This is a genomic window from Flavobacterium cyclinae (genome assembly GCF_021172145.1).
Taxonomy (GTDB): domain Bacteria; phylum Bacteroidota; class Bacteroidia; order Flavobacteriales; family Flavobacteriaceae; genus Flavobacterium; species Flavobacterium cyclinae.
The window spans coordinates 1,802,705-1,817,879 of the sequence record NZ_CP089095.1 but is presented as its reverse complement, the minus strand read 5'-3'; the positions used below and the strand labels follow the sequence as shown (position 1 = coordinate 1,817,879).

The following is a 15,175-nucleotide window of genomic DNA, read 5'->3' as shown; positions in this document are numbered from 1 at the left end:
ATCGATTAAAACAAATAAATGAAGTTTACAGCAGCTCAAATAGCAGGAATCTTGCAAGGACAAGTAGTTGGAAACCCTAATGCAGAGGTTTACAAATTGTCAAAAATTGAAGAAGGTACAGAAGGATCTTTAACATTTCTTGCAAATCCTAAATATACGAATTACATCTATTCAACATTAGCAACAATTACCATTGTTAGCAATACTTTTGAACCCGAACAAGAAATTTCTACCACTTTAATAAAGGTTGAAGACGCTTATAAAGCTTTTTCTCAATTGTTAGAATACTACAATCAAGTTAAATTGATGAAATCTGGAATTGAGCAACCTTCAGTAATTTCAGATGGTGTTACTTACGGTTCCGATTTATATTTGGGAAGTTTTTGTTATATTGGAAAAAATGTAGTTATTGGAAACAATGTAAAAATTTACCCAAATAGTTTTATTGGTGATAATGTTACAATTGGCGATAATTGTGTCTTTTTTGCTGGAGTACGAATTTATTCAGAAACTGTAATAGGGAATAATTGTACAATTCATTCGGGAACTATTATAGGATCTGACGGATTTGGATTTGCACCTCAAGAAGATGGAACGTACAAAAAAGTTCCTCAAATAGGAAATGTTATCATAGAAGATGATGTAGAAATTGGAGCTTGTTCTACTATTGATAGAGCTACTTTAGGTTCAACTATTATAAGAAAAGGAGTAAAATTGGATAATCATATTCAAGTTGCTCATAATGTTGAAATTGGAGAAAATACTGTAATTGCTTCGCAAACAGGTATTGCGGGTTCAACAAAAATAGGTAAAAATTGTATGATTGGCGGACAAGTTGGAATCGTTGGTCATATTACTATTGGTAATAATGTAAAAATTCAAGCGCAATCGGGTATTGGTAAAAGTTTAGGTGATGGCGAGGTTGTTCAAGGAAGTCCTGCTTTCAACTATGGAGATTTTGCAAAATCATTCGTACACTTTAGAAATTTACCTAAAATAGTGGCAGATATCGAAAATTTAAAAAAACAATAATTCAAAAATAAATATAGTAATCATGGTTAAACAAAAAACCATCGCAAACGAAATTTCTTTAAAAGGTGTTGGATTGCATACAGGTCAAGAGGTTTCTATGACATTTAAACCTGCACCAGTAAATAATGGTTATACATTTGTTAGAGTTGATTTAGAAGGTCAACCTATAATTGAGGCAGATGCAAATTATGTAGTTAACACGCAACGTGGAACAAATTTAGAAAAGAAAGGTGTTATGATTCAAACACCTGAGCATGTGTTGGCAGCAATTGTTGGTTGTGATTTAGATAATGTTATTATTGAATTAAATGCTTCTGAACTTCCTATTATGGATGGTTCTTCAAAATATTTTGTTGAAGCAATAGAAAAAGCTGGAGTTGTAGAACAAGAAGCGGAAAGAAAAGTTTATGTAGTAAAAGAAGTAATTTCTTATTTAGATGAAGCTACTGGTAGTGAAATTACGGTTATTCCTTCAGATGAATATTGCGTAACTGCAATGGTTGATTTTGGTACAAAAGTATTAGGTACTCAAAATGCAACAATGAAAGGAATTAAAGATTTCAAGTCTGAAATTGCAGATTGTAGAACATTTAGTTTTTTACATGAATTAGAAGCATTATTGAATAATGGTCTAATAAAAGGTGGTGATTTGAATAATGCCATTGTTTATGTGGATAAAGAAATTTCAACAGAAACGATGGAAAATCTTAAGAAAGCATTTAATAAAGATTCAATTTCGGTTAAACCAAATGGAATTCTAGATAATTTAACACTACATTTTCCTAATGAGGCAGCTCGTCATAAATTGTTAGATGTAGTTGGTGATTTGTCACTTATTGGAACTCGAATTCAAGGAAAAGTTATAGCAAATAAGCCGGGTCATTATGTAAACACACAGTTTGCTAAAAAAATGGCAAAAATTATAAAGTTAGAAGAACGAAACAATGTTCCTCATTATGATATTAATAAAGAACCGGTATTGGATATTCATGGCATTATGAATTTATTGCCTCATCGTCCACCTTTTTTATTGGTTGATAAAATTTTAGAATTGACAGATACTCATGTAGTAGGATTAAAAAATGTTACTATGAACGAAGATTTCTTTGTAGGACATTTCCCTGGAGCACCAGTTATGCCCGGAGTTTTACAAATTGAAGCAATGGCTCAAACAGGAGGTATTTTAATTTTGAGTTCTGTTCCAGATCCTGAAAATTACTTAACTTATTTTATGAAAATTGATAATGTTAAATTTAAAAATAAAGTGTTGCCGGGTGATACCTTATTCTTTAAATGTGATTTATTATCACCTATTAGAAGAGGAATTTGTCATATGCAAGCGTATGCCTATGCAAACGGTAAATTAGTTTCTGAAGCCGAATTAATGGCTCAAATTGTTAAAGTAAAATAGTAAAACACAGCAATTAGAATTTAGAATTAGTTTAACTTTATAAAAAACTAATCACGAATCACTAATTACTAATAACTTAAAAATATATGAATCAACCATTAGCTTATGTGCACCCTGGTGCTAAAATAGCAAGAAACGTAGTAATTGATCCTTTTACTACCATTCATAACAATGTTGAAATAGGTGAAGGAACTTGGATTGGTTCAAATGTTACCATTATGGAAGGAGCTCGAATAGGTAAGAATTGTAATATTTTTCCAGGAGCTGTTATTTCTGCTGTTCCACAAGATTTAAAATTTGGTGGAGAAGATTCTCTAGCTGTAATTGGTGATAACACAACTGTTAGAGAATGCGTAACAATTAATAGAGGAACTGTAGCTTCGGGTCAAACTGTTATAGGTAAAAATTGTCTCATTATGGCAACAGCTCACATTGCACACGATTGTCATATTGGTGATAATGCCATTATTGTAAATGGTGTTGCTTTAGCTGGACACGTTACAGTTGGAAATTTTGCAATTATTGGAGGTTTAGCAGCAGTACACCAATTTATTTCAATCGGAGACCATGCTATGATTTCTGGTGGTTCATTAGTGCGAAAAGATGTGCCTCCATATACAAAAGCAGCAAAAGAACCGCTGTCTTATGTAGGAATTAATTCTGTTGGTTTAAGAAGAAGAGGTTTTACAACTGAAAAAATTAGAGAAATTCAAGATATTTACAGAATTTTATATCAAAAAAATTACAATACATCTCAAGCAGTGAGTATAATTGAAGCCGAAATGGAAGCAACTCCTGAAAGAGACGAGATTTTAGATTTTATTAAAAATTCTTCTCGTGGTATTATGAAAGGATATACTAGTTCAATTTAAAATTAAATAGAAATAAACATAAATAATTACAATGGCAACAACTGCAGATATTAGAAACGGATTATGTATTAAGTACAACAATGATATTTATAAAATCATTGAGTTTTTACACGTTAAACCAGGTAAAGGTCCTGCTTTCGTAAGAACTAAATTAAAATCATTAACAAATGGTAAAGTATTAGATAATACGTTTTCGGCTGGTCATAAAATTGAAGAAGTTCGTGTTGAAACTCATACATTCCAGTATTTATATGCGGAAGGAAGTGATTTTCACTTTATGAACAATGAAACATTTGAACAAATTACATTAAATAAAAATGTATTAGATGCTCCAGATTTATTAAAAGAAGGAACTAACGTAATGATTCAAATTAACGCTGAAACTGAAGCTCCATTATCAGTTGATATGCCAGCTTCTATCGTTTTAGAAGTAACATATGCTGAGCCTGGTGTAAAAGGAAACACAGCAACTAATGCAACTAAACCAGCTACTGTTGAAACAGGAGCTACTGTAAACGTTCCGTTGTTTATCAATGAAGGTGATAAAATCAAAATTGATACAGCAACCGGAAACTATATGGAAAGAGTAAAAGAATAGTTTTCAGTTTACAGTCTCACTTGGCAGATTCCAATAAGTACTGAAAACTGTGACTAAACACAAATCCTTGTTAAATGAAATTTCCTAAAGTTTATCCTCTTAAAGATATTGCCCAAATTATCAATTGTAATTTTGTGGGTGATGCTAATTTTCCTGTTCATGGTATGAATGAAATTCATGTTGTTGAGCCTGGAGATATTGTATTTGTTGATCATCCTAAATATTATGATAAAGCTCTTCAATCGGCAGCGACTATTGTTTTAATTAACAAAGAAGTGGAATGTCCAGAAGGAAAAGCATTATTAATTTCAGATGATCCTTTTAGAGATTTCAATAAACTAACAAAACATTTCAGACCTTTTCAAGCTTCGAATGCTGCGATTTCAGATTCAGCTAAAATCGGAGAAGGAACGGTAATTCAACCAAATTGTTTCATTGGACATAATGTTCAAATAGGTAAAAATTGTTTGATTCATGCTAATGTTACGATTTATGATAACACTGTAATAGGTGATCATGTAATGATTCATGCCGGAACCATTTTAGGAGCTGATGCTTTTTATTACAAAAAGCGTCCAGAAGGATTTGATCAATTATTGTCTGGTGGTAGAGTAGTTATTGAAGATAATGTTGGAATAGGCGCATTATGTACTATCGATAAAGGGGTTACTGGAGATACTACTATTGGAGCTGGAACAAAAATTGATAACCAGGTTCATGTGGGACACGATACAGTAATTGGAAAAAAATGTTTAATTGCATCTCAAACTGGAATTGCAGGTTGTGTTGTAATAGAGGATGAGGTTACGTTATGGGGGCAAGTAGGAACAACAAGTGGAATTACCATAGGTTCAAAAGCAATTGTAATGGGACAAACTGGAGTTACTAAATCCATCGAAGGCGGAAAAACGTATTTTGGAACACCAATTGAAGAATCTCGCGAAAAATTAAAGCAACTAGCTAATGTAAAGCGTATTCCTGAAATCATTGAAAAATTAAAACAGAATGACAAATAAGGCGAAAATTGAATTTTTGTATAAAGAGGATGGTATAAGAAATGTAGATTTTTTATCCGACCTTTTGCATGATGATTTTATTTTGGATTGGGATAGTTCTCAAGGTAATGTTAAAATGTATAAATCAGATATCATTAATTTAGCTAAGGAATTAAAAAACAATTATGTAGATTCAATTATGGAAATTTCCCATATAATTGAAGAAAAAAATACAATTGTAGTAAAATATAATCACAAAGCTACTACAATAGAGAATCCAAAAGAGATTGTTTTAATTGCAAAATTTGTTGTTATTTGGGAATTTGAAGGTGATAAAATTAAAAAAGGATACCAAATTAGCAAACCTAATTAAAAAAACACAATAAAAATGAGGTGATTATTTGGTAAAAAACTTACTTTTGCATCACTAATTTAAACACAATTTAATTCATATATCATGAGCGTTTTAGTTAATAAAAATTCAAAAATAATTGTTCAAGGATTTACAGGTAGCGAAGGAACTTTCCATGCTTCTCAAATGATTGAGTACGGAACCAATGTAGTGGGTGGTGTTACTCCAGGAAAAGGAGGATCTACTCATTTAGACAGACCCGTATTTAACACGGTTAAAGATGCTGTTGAAAAAGCTGGAGCTGATACTTCTATTATCTTTGTTCCGCCAGCATTTGCTGCTGATGCAATTATGGAAGCTGCTGAAGCTGGAATTAAAGTAATCATTTGTATTACTGAAGGTATTCCTGTTGCAGATATGATTAAAGCGTATGACTATATTAAAAGTAAAGATTGTCGATTAGTAGGTCCTAACTGTCCTGGTGTAATTACTCCAGAAGAAGCAAAAGTTGGTATCATGCCAGGTTTCGTTTTCAAAAAAGGAAAAGTAGGTATCGTTTCTAAATCAGGAACTTTAACTTATGAAGCAGCTGATCAAGTTGTAAAACAAGGTTTAGGAATTACTACTGCAATTGGTATTGGTGGTGACCCAATTATTGGAACAACTACTAAACAAGCAGTTGAATTATTAATGAATGATCCTGAAACAGAATGTATCATTATGATAGGTGAAATTGGTGGACAATTAGAAGCAGATGCTGCTCGTTGGATTAAAGCTGATGGTAACCGTAAACCAGTTGTTGGATTCATTGCAGGAGAAACGGCTCCAAAAGGAAGAACAATGGGACACGCTGGTGCAATCGTAGGTGGTGCTGATGATACTGCTGAAGCTAAAAAACGTATCATGAGAGAAAACGGAATTCACGTGGTAGATTCTCCAGCTGAAATTGGTAAAAAAGTAAAAGAAGTTTTAGGATAATCCTAGAAGCATATTGAGTTGTCCTAAAAAAGGTTGACTCGTTAATAATCCAAATATAGTTAAATCGTAACAGAATTAATTCTGTTACGATTTATTTTTTTCCATTGTTTTAAATGTATTATTTTTTGTTGATGTGCTTGGTTTGGAGTTATCATATTAATTGACATATGTATTCTAAAATTGTTGTATAAAGTTATGGCCTGTGTAACTTGTTTGTTTAAATTTTGATAGTTTTCAAATATTTCATGTAAACCAAATTCTTCTTTTAAAATTCCATTTACTCTTTCTGCCACTGCATTTTCATATGGGTCGTATTCTTGCGTCATACTAATTAAAATATTGTTTTTCTTTAACAATTCGGTATACTCTTTACTACAGTATTGTAAACCTCTATCAGAATGGTGAATGAGTTGATTTTTTGTTTTCCTCTTAATCAAAGCCATTTCTAAAGCTTTTACAGTAGTTGAGCTCATTAAATTATCTGACAATTGATATCCTACAATTTTCTTGGAACACGCATCAGTGAGTAAATGCAAATAATATGTTTTCTCTTTTGTTCGTAAATATGTTATATCAGCAACCCAAACCTGCTCAGGTCTGTTAAGTACTAAATTGCTAATTAAATTTGGATAGCGTTTCATCCAATGTCTTGAATTTGTTGTTTTGTAATATCTTCGAGCTTTAGGAACTTGTAAATATTCTGCTTTTAAAAAATCTAAAAAATTATCCCGACCAATTGATATATGGTGTTTTATAAATTCATCTTGTAACATTACATGAAGTTTTTTACCACCTGTTCGGGGTAATTGCTTACGAATAGTAACTACCAAACTTCGTAATAATTCTGAGTTGTATTTAGGTGTTTTTACCTTTGACTTTCGCTTGTAAAATGCTTGTTTTGTGTATCCAAACAGTTCGCATAACTCATAAATAGTCAATGAACTATTTATATTTATTTCTTCGACTGCTTGGAACCAGACTTTTTTACAATATCAATTTTAAGTTCACGTTCAGCTATTTCAATAAATCGTTTAAATACTTTTAATTCTTCTTCTTTTTTCGCTAATTGAGCTTCTAGCTCTTTTATACGCTGTTGTTGAGGATCTTTCATAGGACGACCAATAGTTAATTTATCTTCATAGGTAAATTTACCATATTTTTTTAACCATCTTGGTATACAACTACTACCTAAAATATTGTAACGTCTTCGAAGCTCTGCTTTTGTAAATAAACCCCTCTCAAATTCACTTACAACTTGACGTTTAAATGCTTCGCTGTAAATTTGTGGGACAGTTGGAATTTTTGAAATTTTCTTTTTTGTTGACATATTATGTGATTTTTAGTCAACTTTTTTCAGGACAAGACATATAAAACAAAAAGTCCCGATTTAATCGGGACTTTTTTTATATCAATTCAGCACTTAAACCTGCATCTAGCAATGCTGAGCATTGCGGTTTTAATTCTTCTAACGAACCTGTTTTTACAGTACATTTTCCTTTGTAATGTACTAAAATTGCACATTGCTCAGCTTGTAAATCATCATGATTACAAACTCGAATTAAAGTGTCAATTACATGATCAAAGGTATTAACATCATCATTGTGTAATACAATTTCATGATTTAAGCCTATTGCTTCTTCAACTAAAATTTCTTCTTGTACTTTTTCTATCGTGCTCATTTCCTTTTCGTTTGAAAGTTCCTTACAAAAATATTAAAAAAATGTTTCAAGTTCAATTTCAAATTCAAAAATCAATTTTAAGAATAAAAAAATTAAACTTCAAACTCTAAACTCCCAACTTCTATCTCTTAACTATTTAACAAACTTTAATGCAACCCAATTATTACGCTCAAATTGTTTTACATACGTTAATCCTTTAGAAGTACAACTTTCTGAAATTACCTGAATATCTTCTGTATAAAAACCACTTAAAAATAAAATTCCATTTTCGTTTAAACAATCTACATATTGTTGCATATCATTTAATAAAATGTTTCGGTTAATATTAGCAATAATAACGTCGTATTTTTTGCCAACTAACAAAGAAGCTTCGCCTTCATATACTGAAATATGTTTGCAATTGTTGCGTTCTGCATTCTCAATGGAATTCAAATAACACCAATTATCAATGTCAATTGCGTCAATTGGTTGAGCACCTTTCATTTCAGCTAAAATAGCTAAAATAGCAGTTCCACAACCCATGTCTAATGTTTTCTTTCCTACTAAATCAGTTTCTAATAAATGTTGAATCATCATGTGTGTTGTTTCATGATGACCTGTTCCAAAACTCATTTTAGGTTCAATAACAATATCAAATTCGGCATTAGTTTTTTCATGGAAAGGAGCTCTCACATGACATTTTCCATCAACATCAATGGGTTCAAAGTTTTTTTCCCATTCTTCATTCCAATTCACTTGTTCAATTTCTTCAAAAGTGTAAGAGATTTCAAATTCAGGATTTGATAATATTTGAATATCTTCTAAAATAGCTTCATTCCATAAATCCTTTTGTACAAAGGCAGAAATACCAGTTTCTGTTTCAATAAAACTTTCAAAAGCTTTTTCTCCAAGTTCTGCAATTAATATTTCACTTCCTAATTCTAATGGTTTTATAGTAAAATGGTATCCTAAATAAATATTTGACATAATTTATGTTTTTTGCAAAGGTAATGTTAAGTTTGCAAAATAATAAACAACAAAATAACAAATGAAAAAAATAGTAATTGTTTTACTTCTTTTTGCTTCTGTATTTTCAAGTGCACAAGAAATAAAACCCGTGTTAAAAGACAACGATTTAAAATTAGCAGCAATTCCTTATTACAGTTACGGAAAAGGATTAGGAATAACTTCTCCAGATAGTTTATTTCAATTGAATATTCGTTTTAGAATGCAAAATAGGGTTACTTTCATTCAAAATGATGGAGCAGATGCCGCTTATTCAGGCGAAATTAGACGCTTACGTTTGCGCTTTGACGGATATGTAGGAAATCCTCATTTCTTATATGTAATTCAATTATCCTTTGCTCCAGGTGATGTGGGTGAAATCGAAGAAGGGGAGAATATTAATATAATTCGTGATGCAGCTATTTTCTATCGTCCTAATAAACATTGGAGTTTCCTTTTTGGCCAAACTAAATTACCAGGAAACCGTCAGCGTGTAAACTCTTCAGGTGCACTTCAATTGACAGATAGAAGTATCAATAATGCGCGTTTTACAATTGACCGTGATTTTGGTTTTCAAGCGTATTATTTGAATGAAAATAAAGATAAGTTTTCATATAATATAAAAACAGCTGTAACTACAGGAGAAGGAAGAAACTGGACAAAATCATCAGATGATGGGGTTGCTCTAACAGGAAAGTTAGAATTGATGCCCTTTGGTTCATTTAAAAAAGACGGAACTAATTTTGAAGGAGACGTTGCTCGAGAAGAAAAACCTAAGTTATTAGTATCGGGAGCATTCAGTCAGAATAATTTATCAAAAAGAACACAAGGTCAATTAGGAAAAGATTTATTTGAATCTAAAACTACTAAAGCGGTTTTTGTAGATGCAATGGTAAAATACAATGGTTGGGCTTTTATGTCGGCTTATATGTCGCGTTCTGCAAAAGATCCTATTGCTTACAATCCAGAAGATATTACAGAGTTTAACTTTGTTCCTGTTGGAAGCGGAATGGACTATCAGTTGAGCTATGTTTTCCCAACGAATTATGAAATTATTGGTCGTTTTTCAACACAAAAAATGCATAAAGATATTCAAATGTTAACTCCAAATTCAAAACAGTATTCCATTGGTTTAACAAAATACTTATGGGAACATGCATTCAAATTACAAGGCGAAGTTACTTTAAGTGATTTGAATTATTTTGATGGTTCAAACAAACAAAACTGGTATGTTAGATTTCAGTTAGAAATTGGTATCTAATACATTTTTTTACCTATAATTTAAATCCAGTTCTTGTAACTGGATTTTTTTTAACTTCTAATTGCTTACATTTGCATCATATTTTTTACTTCATGATACAAATAGGCGAATACAATACATTACGAATTTTAAGAGCAACTAAAGTAGGATTATTTTTAGGAAACGATACTGAAGATATTTTATTACCCAATAAATATGTTCCTAAAGATTTTCATATTGGAGATGATATTACTGTTTTTGTTTATCTAGATCACGAAGAACGTCAGGTTGCAACCACGTTAAAACCTTATATTAAGTTGAATGAATTTGCTCATTTGAAAGTAAATTACATTAATAAATTTGGGGCATTTTTAGATTGGGGATTAGAGAAAGATTTGTTTGTTCCATTTAAAGAGCAAGCACGCCCTATGGAAGAAGGAAAGCGTTATTTGGTTTACATGCATTTGGATGATAAAACCAATCGATTAGTAGCTTCTAGTAAAACCAATCAGTTTTTGAGTAACGAAAATTTAGACTTACAGCGAAATGAAGAAGTAGACATCTTAATTTCTCATATTACCGATGCTGGAATTAATGTTATCATCAACCAAAAACACAAAGGTTTAGCGTATAAAAATGAAGTATATGATGATGTAAAACCAGGAATGAAAACCAAAGGTTACATTAAAACTATTCGCCCTGATGGCAAAATTGATGTTTTACTTCGTAAAATAGGAGTAGAGGCAATCGAACCTTCTTCGCAAGTGATTTTAGATGAGTTAAAATCGAATCGTGGTTTCTTACGACTAACCGATAATTCACATCCAGAAGATATTAAAACAGTTTTGAAAATGAGTAAAAAGAATTTCAAAAAAGCTGTTGGAAATTTATACAAACAAAAACTTATCGAAATCAAAGAAGACGGTATTTATTTGGTTTAATATGTCAACAAAAAACAAAATATATCTTTTATTAAGTATTGTCGTTTTATTAATGACGTTTGTTGCTATATTTCAAAATTTTGAAACTATCTACATCATAGGTTTTGAAACTGAAATCATTTGGATTCCGATTTGGATAGGGGTTGTAATTTTACCTCTTTTAAATCTATACGAAATCGCTACAAATACAGATGACTTTAATAAATATTATTGGTTAGCACTTTTTTTCAATCTCATAACAATATTTTTTATAATTCGTTATTTCAAAATTAATTTACTTCCTTAATTTTTGTTAATTTACTTTTCAATCATTTTATTTATTATCACATTTGTATATACAAATATTAATTTATGAATCGAAAGAATTTCATAACTTTACTTACAGGAGGAATTGCTATGGCAAGTATACAACCGTTCTATGATTGGACAAAAGGATTAGGAGAAGAGGAGGAGAAGATGCCTGTTTTATTCATCGGACATGGTTCGCCAATGAATGCTATTGAAGATAATGAGTTTTCAAGAAGATGGAAACAAATGGGAAAAGATATCCCATTACCAAAAGCTGTTGTTGTAATTTCAGCGCACTGGTTAACAAAAGGTACAATGGTTACGGCAATGCCAAATCCAAAAACGATTCACGATTTTGGAGGCTTTCCTCAAGCGTTATTTGATCTTCAATATCCAGCGCCAGGAGATCCTGAATTGGCTGGCGAAATTCAAAAATTAATCACAAATCCAGCAGTGGAATTAGACCACGATTGGGGATTAGATCACGGTACTTGGTCGGTAGTGAAACACATGTATCCTGATGCGGATATTCCGGTTTTACAATTGAGTATTGATTATTACAAACCTGCTGCTTATCATTATGAATTGGCAAAACAATTATTAGCACTTCGTAAAAAAGGTGTTTTAATTATCGGAAGTGGCAACATGGTGCATAATTTACGAATGGTAGCTTGGGATAAACTCAACGAACCTGAATACGGATTTGATTGGGCGTTAGAAATGAATGACATCTTCAAAAATAAAATCTCAAACGGCTTTCATAAAGAATTAATCCAGTATGAAAAATTAAACAAAGCAGCAACCTTAGCTGTACCATCACCAGACCATTACTATCCCTTACTATATATTTTAGCATTACAAACTGATAATGATAAAGTAGAATTCTTTAACGATAAAGCTGTTGGAGGTTCGTTAACAATGACTTCAGTAAAGATTGGCTAATTATTCGCTTTCTTCTGCATTAAATTTAAACGGATAATCTCCAAATTCTGGCGCTAAGCGTTTTGTTTGATATGTTTTACGAGTAAACTTATTTGAAATCGAAATTATGGTAACTGAATCTTTTCTAAGTGTTACAAATGACGATGTATTTCCATGCCACCACCCATTATGAAAAAAGTACTTTTGTCCAGTTTCAAATTCTAACATTCGAATTCCTAAACCGTAGTTTTTGGTTCCTTTTCTTTCATAGCTGTATCCTTTATACATTTCGGATTTCATTTCAGCACTTAAAAATTTATCAGAATATAAGGCCAAATCAAATTTCAATAAATCACGCGGAGTAGAGTAGATGTTTTTATCGCCATAAACTTGATCCAAAAACTCAAAAGCCAAACGCAAATAGTTGTTTTTGTAAGATTGACTCACTTCGTCTTTTTTGTTTAAATCATCAAAAACAAACGTATTTTTCATATCTAAAGGATCAAAAATCATTTCTTGAAGCACTTTTGGATATGTTTTATTCGTTACTTTTTCTATGATTAAAGCCAATAAAGCATAATTTGTATTGCAATAACCAAAACGCGTTCCAGGCTTTGATTCTAATCCAATATTTTTAGTAGCTAATAATGTTAAAACATCTTGATTGGTTAGTGTTTTTTTCTTATCCCAAACGCCTTTATCATCAGTGAAATAAGCATAATTTCTCAAACCACTTCGGTGATTTAATAACATTCTAACAGTAGTTTCTTCGTGAGGAAATTCAGGTAAAATGGATTTTACAGTAGCGTCTAATTTTACTTTCTTTTGGTCCACTAATTTTAAAACCGTAACTGCTGTAATTACTTTACTCACAGAAGCAATATGAAGTGGCGTATCTTGTTTAATTGAATCCCCTTTTTCTTTAAAGGCATAGCCACTATAATTTTCATATAAGATTTCCCCATTTTTAGCAACTAAAAATGAACCACTAAAGTCTTTGGAATTGAATTTTTTATCGTAAAAAGCCTCCATTTCATTTCCCATTCTTTTTTTATAAATGGTAGTTAAAGGTGTAAAGTTTATGGCATATTCAGAAACATTACCTTCTTTATCTTTTAAGGTAGATTCTTTGTTTTCGTCGGGTTTATTTTGGCAATTAAAAAGTAGTAAACTTAAACTTACAAGTACTATTTTATTCAACATAAGGCGTATTCTTAAACGTAATATTGGGATTTAGGCATTGCAATGTAGCAATAAATTCTTGTTGTTTTTCAGGAGAAATGTAAATATCATCATATTTATTGTAAGTAATGATTAAGCCAATATGACTCAATGCTGGTTTCCAAATAGTTGGCACAATTATCCCTTCGTGATATTCAATTTTATTGATTTTCGTTATATCGATTTTGCCATAAAAAGGACCCGATTTCCAAAATAAATTTGTGCTATCAATCTTGTAGAAAGTAGTTTTATATATCCAAACTAAGATTAGTATTACTAGAAAATTTATTAAAAATATTGCTATGAAGGGTTCATTTGAATCCTCAAAAAAGGCAGGAATGGTTAGGACTAATAGCAATAGTATTACGCCCCAATAAATATATTTATTTAATTTACTAATTGCCGATTTGAATACCATTTTACAATCCTAATTTCTTCTTAGTTTCTTTTGAAATTCCATCTTTATGAACCATCACAGAAATAGCTTTTAATCTCAAATAAGTTACACTCATGTAAACATAACCACCATTAGCAACTTTCTTTTCATCACTTCCCCATGAATTTTTTACTTTGTAGTACACATTACCTTTTTGGTCTTTTGCTTTTCCCACAATATGCATTAAATGATCATCAGTAGTAGATAAATTTTCAAATTCTTGTTGGCGAAATTCAGGTGTAATTTTCTTTTCAATTACTATTTCAGCCAATCCGGTTTTAGTATCTTCTTCTTTTTCAGGAATAAATGCGATTCCATATTTTCCTGAAAAGGTTGGCTCTGACACATCACAATCTAAGGAAAGTGAATAACCGTTTGCTAAAGCATTATCAATATTGGCGATAAATTCATCTAAAGGCAAATTATACATACTCCCATTTGAAAAATTATCTGGAATATTTAAAATGAAGGGTTTGTAATAAGCTTCATGAGTAAACGAAGTTAAAGTAACATAATTTTCTGGCTTGATTTTAGCGAATTCTGCAAATGATTTTGGCGTGTAATTTTTGCCTTCGTATTCAAATTTAGTTGGAACACTTCCTAAATAGATATCTAAAACAGCACTAATTGCTTGTTTCCAATTTTGAGATAATTTTCCTGAAGGATTTGATACATACGTTTTCAACATTGCTTCTAAAACCGCCACCATTTCAGCATGATTGTGTTTGGTTGTTCCATCGTTTAACCCATCATAAATGCTATTAGGAACCAATCCATATTTTGAGACACTATTAATTACATCATGAGCCAAAGCACCTTCACTGAAATTCGCTTTTCCCTGACGTAAAACATAATTTTCTGCTTTTAACGGATATGTAGTTCTCGCTTGATACATTTCAGAAAGGTCGATTTTCTTGCCTGTTAAACGAATAATTTCCGATTCTAAAAACGAAGAAGTAGAGAAACTCCAACATGTTCCGGTGATATCTTGAGAGATGACAGGCAAACATTCTACATTATTAACGTTCTGAAATTCATAGTTTTGAGCCGTAGCAGAAAATAGTCCAGATGCAAACAGCAATCCAATATATAGTTTTTTCATAAATCTTATTGTTTTGAACTTGCAATATAATGCAAAAAATGAATTATTTTTACCAAAACAAATACAAAAATCAAGATCAATAACAAGTTCAAAATCAAATTCAAAAATCAAGTTTAATCTTAAAT

General features: G+C 31.2%; 17 protein-coding genes. 11 read left to right on the top strand and 6 right to left on the bottom strand.

The window, feature by feature from the left end:
- The first annotated feature begins 18 nt into the window (after window positions 1–18).
- From lpxD to sucD, 7 genes are all read left to right on the top strand, one after another.
- A complete protein-coding gene (gene lpxD / locus LOS86_RS08490) occupies window positions 19–1,032 on the top strand; it encodes a UDP-3-O-(3-hydroxymyristoyl)glucosamine N-acyltransferase (protein WP_231841676.1) in 1,014 nt (337 codons plus the stop codon).
- Window positions 1,033–1,054: 22 nt separating this feature from the next.
- Window positions 1,055–2,443, top strand: a complete 1,389-nt coding sequence (locus tag LOS86_RS08485; RefSeq protein WP_231841675.1) for a bifunctional UDP-3-O-[3-hydroxymyristoyl] N-acetylglucosamine deacetylase/3-hydroxyacyl-ACP dehydratase — start codon at window positions 1,055–1,057, stop codon at window positions 2,441–2,443.
- Window positions 2,444–2,529: 86 nt separating this feature from the next.
- Window positions 2,530–3,315, top strand: a complete 786-nt coding sequence (gene lpxA / locus LOS86_RS08480; RefSeq protein WP_231841674.1) for an acyl-ACP--UDP-N-acetylglucosamine O-acyltransferase — start codon at window positions 2,530–2,532, stop codon at window positions 3,313–3,315.
- Window positions 3,316–3,346: 31 nt separating this feature from the next.
- Complete coding sequence (efp, locus tag LOS86_RS08475) at window positions 3,347–3,913, top strand: elongation factor P (protein ID WP_231841673.1); 567 nt, start codon at window positions 3,347–3,349, stop codon at window positions 3,911–3,913.
- 74 nt (window positions 3,914–3,987) lie between these two features.
- Window positions 3,988–4,929: a UDP-3-O-(3-hydroxymyristoyl)glucosamine N-acyltransferase gene (locus tag LOS86_RS08470; protein WP_231841672.1), complete on the top strand. Its 942-nt coding sequence runs from the start codon at window positions 3,988–3,990 to the stop codon at window positions 4,927–4,929.
- Window positions 4,919–5,281, top strand: coding sequence for a nuclear transport factor 2 family protein (locus tag LOS86_RS08465; protein WP_231841671.1), 363 nt, complete (start codon window positions 4,919–4,921; stop codon window positions 5,279–5,281). Before LOS86_RS08470 ends, LOS86_RS08465 begins: the two co-directional genes overlap by 11 nt.
- An 84-nt stretch (window positions 5,282–5,365) precedes the next feature.
- Window positions 5,366–6,238 (top strand): succinate--CoA ligase subunit alpha, encoded by an 873-nt coding sequence (gene sucD / locus LOS86_RS08460; RefSeq protein WP_231841670.1) that lies wholly within the window; start codon window positions 5,366–5,368, stop codon window positions 6,236–6,238.
- 59 nt (window positions 6,239–6,297) lie between these two features.
- Here the strand turns inward: sucD and LOS86_RS08455 are convergent.
- The 3 genes from LOS86_RS08455 to prmA form a co-directional block, all read right to left on the bottom strand.
- Window positions 6,298–7,565 (bottom strand): IS3 family transposase gene (locus tag LOS86_RS08455; RefSeq protein ID WP_231841609.1). Its coding sequence is split into 2 segments (ribosomal slippage): window positions 6,298–7,226 and window positions 7,226–7,565, totalling 1,269 coding nucleotides; the frame shifts between segments, so codons are not numbered across the junction.
- Window positions 7,566–7,641: 76 nt separating this feature from the next.
- Window positions 7,642–7,917 carry an ATP-dependent Clp protease adaptor ClpS gene (locus LOS86_RS08450; RefSeq protein WP_231841669.1) on the bottom strand — a complete coding sequence of 92 codons (276 nt, stop codon included), beginning with the start codon at window positions 7,915–7,917 and terminating at the stop codon, window positions 7,642–7,644.
- 132 nt (window positions 7,918–8,049) lie between these two features.
- Window positions 8,050–8,883: a 50S ribosomal protein L11 methyltransferase gene (gene prmA, locus LOS86_RS08445; RefSeq protein ID WP_231841668.1), complete on the bottom strand. Its 834-nt coding sequence runs from the start codon at window positions 8,881–8,883 to the stop codon at window positions 8,050–8,052.
- Between the two features lie 61 nt (window positions 8,884–8,944).
- On the opposite strand from prmA, the gene LOS86_RS08440 reads away from it, so the two are divergent.
- The 4 genes from LOS86_RS08440 to ygiD all read left to right on the top strand — a co-directional run bounded on the left by LOS86_RS08440 (window position 8,945) and on the right by ygiD (window position 12,312).
- Window positions 8,945–10,162, top strand: coding sequence for a porin (locus tag LOS86_RS08440; RefSeq protein ID WP_231841667.1), 1,218 nt, complete (start codon window positions 8,945–8,947; stop codon window positions 10,160–10,162).
- 92 nt (window positions 10,163–10,254) lie between these two features.
- Window positions 10,255–11,082 carry a CvfB family protein gene (locus LOS86_RS08435; protein WP_231841666.1) on the top strand — a complete coding sequence of 276 codons (828 nt, stop codon included), beginning with the start codon at window positions 10,255–10,257 and terminating at the stop codon, window positions 11,080–11,082.
- A gap of 1 nt (window position 11,083) precedes the next feature.
- Window positions 11,084–11,368: a hypothetical protein gene (locus LOS86_RS08430; RefSeq protein WP_231841665.1), complete on the top strand. Its 285-nt coding sequence runs from the start codon at window positions 11,084–11,086 to the stop codon at window positions 11,366–11,368.
- 110 nt (window positions 11,369–11,478) lie between these two features.
- Complete coding sequence (gene ygiD / locus LOS86_RS08425; protein WP_231843925.1) at window positions 11,479–12,312, top strand: 4,5-DOPA-extradiol-dioxygenase; 834 nt, start codon at window positions 11,479–11,481, stop codon at window positions 12,310–12,312.
- Here the strand turns inward: ygiD and LOS86_RS08420 are convergent, their stop codons facing one another.
- The 3 genes from LOS86_RS08420 to LOS86_RS08410 are packed head-to-tail and all read right to left on the bottom strand — an operon-like array spanning window position 12,313 to window position 15,050.
- The gene (locus LOS86_RS08420; protein WP_231841664.1) at window positions 12,313–13,494 is read right to left on the bottom strand and encodes a serine hydrolase domain-containing protein; all 1,182 of its coding nucleotides are present in this window, start codon (window positions 13,492–13,494) and stop codon (window positions 12,313–12,315) included. It lies immediately after the preceding gene.
- Entirely contained in the window at window positions 13,484–13,930 is a 447-nt protein-coding gene (locus LOS86_RS08415; protein ID WP_231841663.1) for a PH domain-containing protein, read from the bottom strand. Before LOS86_RS08415 ends, LOS86_RS08420 begins: the two co-directional genes overlap by 11 nt.
- A 1-nt stretch (window position 13,931) precedes the next feature.
- Window positions 13,932–15,050: a C1 family peptidase gene (locus tag LOS86_RS08410; RefSeq protein ID WP_231841662.1), complete on the bottom strand. Its 1,119-nt coding sequence runs from the start codon at window positions 15,048–15,050 to the stop codon at window positions 13,932–13,934.
- Between the last annotated feature and the right edge of the window lie 125 nt (window positions 15,051–15,175).

Excerpts from the sequence above, each read along its gene's own strand:
- LOS86_RS08415 (WP_231841663.1), bottom strand. The coding sequence starts at position 13,930 with ATGGTATTCAAATCGGCAATTAGTAAATTAAATAAATATATTTATTGG.
- LOS86_RS08465 (WP_231841671.1), top strand. The coding sequence starts at position 4,919 with ATGACAAATAAGGCGAAAATTGAATTTTTGTATAAAGAGGATGGTATA.
- LOS86_RS08430 (WP_231841665.1), top strand. The coding sequence starts at position 11,084 with ATGTCAACAAAAAACAAAATATATCTTTTATTAAGTATTGTCGTTTTA.
- ygiD (WP_231843925.1), top strand. The coding sequence starts at position 11,479 with ATGGCAAGTATACAACCGTTCTATGATTGGACAAAAGGATTAGGAGAA.
- LOS86_RS08410 (WP_231841662.1), bottom strand. The coding sequence starts at position 15,050 with ATGAAAAAACTATATATTGGATTGCTGTTTGCATCTGGACTATTTTCT.
- LOS86_RS08435 (WP_231841666.1), top strand. The coding sequence starts at position 10,255 with ATGATACAAATAGGCGAATACAATACATTACGAATTTTAAGAGCAACT.
- efp (WP_231841673.1), top strand. The coding sequence starts at position 3,347 with ATGGCAACAACTGCAGATATTAGAAACGGATTATGTATTAAGTACAAC.
- LOS86_RS08450 (WP_231841669.1), bottom strand. The coding sequence starts at position 7,917 with ATGAGCACGATAGAAAAAGTACAAGAAGAAATTTTAGTTGAAGAAGCA.
- LOS86_RS08420 (WP_231841664.1), bottom strand. The coding sequence starts at position 13,494 with ATGTTGAATAAAATAGTACTTGTAAGTTTAAGTTTACTACTTTTTAAT.
- LOS86_RS08470 (WP_231841672.1), top strand. The coding sequence starts at position 3,988 with ATGAAATTTCCTAAAGTTTATCCTCTTAAAGATATTGCCCAAATTATC.
- LOS86_RS08485 (WP_231841675.1), top strand. The coding sequence starts at position 1,055 with ATGGTTAAACAAAAAACCATCGCAAACGAAATTTCTTTAAAAGGTGTT.
- prmA (WP_231841668.1), bottom strand. The coding sequence starts at position 8,883 with ATGTCAAATATTTATTTAGGATACCATTTTACTATAAAACCATTAGAA.
- lpxA (WP_231841674.1), top strand. The coding sequence starts at position 2,530 with ATGAATCAACCATTAGCTTATGTGCACCCTGGTGCTAAAATAGCAAGA.
- LOS86_RS08440 (WP_231841667.1), top strand. The coding sequence starts at position 8,945 with ATGAAAAAAATAGTAATTGTTTTACTTCTTTTTGCTTCTGTATTTTCA.
- sucD (WP_231841670.1), top strand. The coding sequence starts at position 5,366 with ATGAGCGTTTTAGTTAATAAAAATTCAAAAATAATTGTTCAAGGATTT.
- lpxD (WP_231841676.1), top strand. The coding sequence starts at position 19 with ATGAAGTTTACAGCAGCTCAAATAGCAGGAATCTTGCAAGGACAAGTA.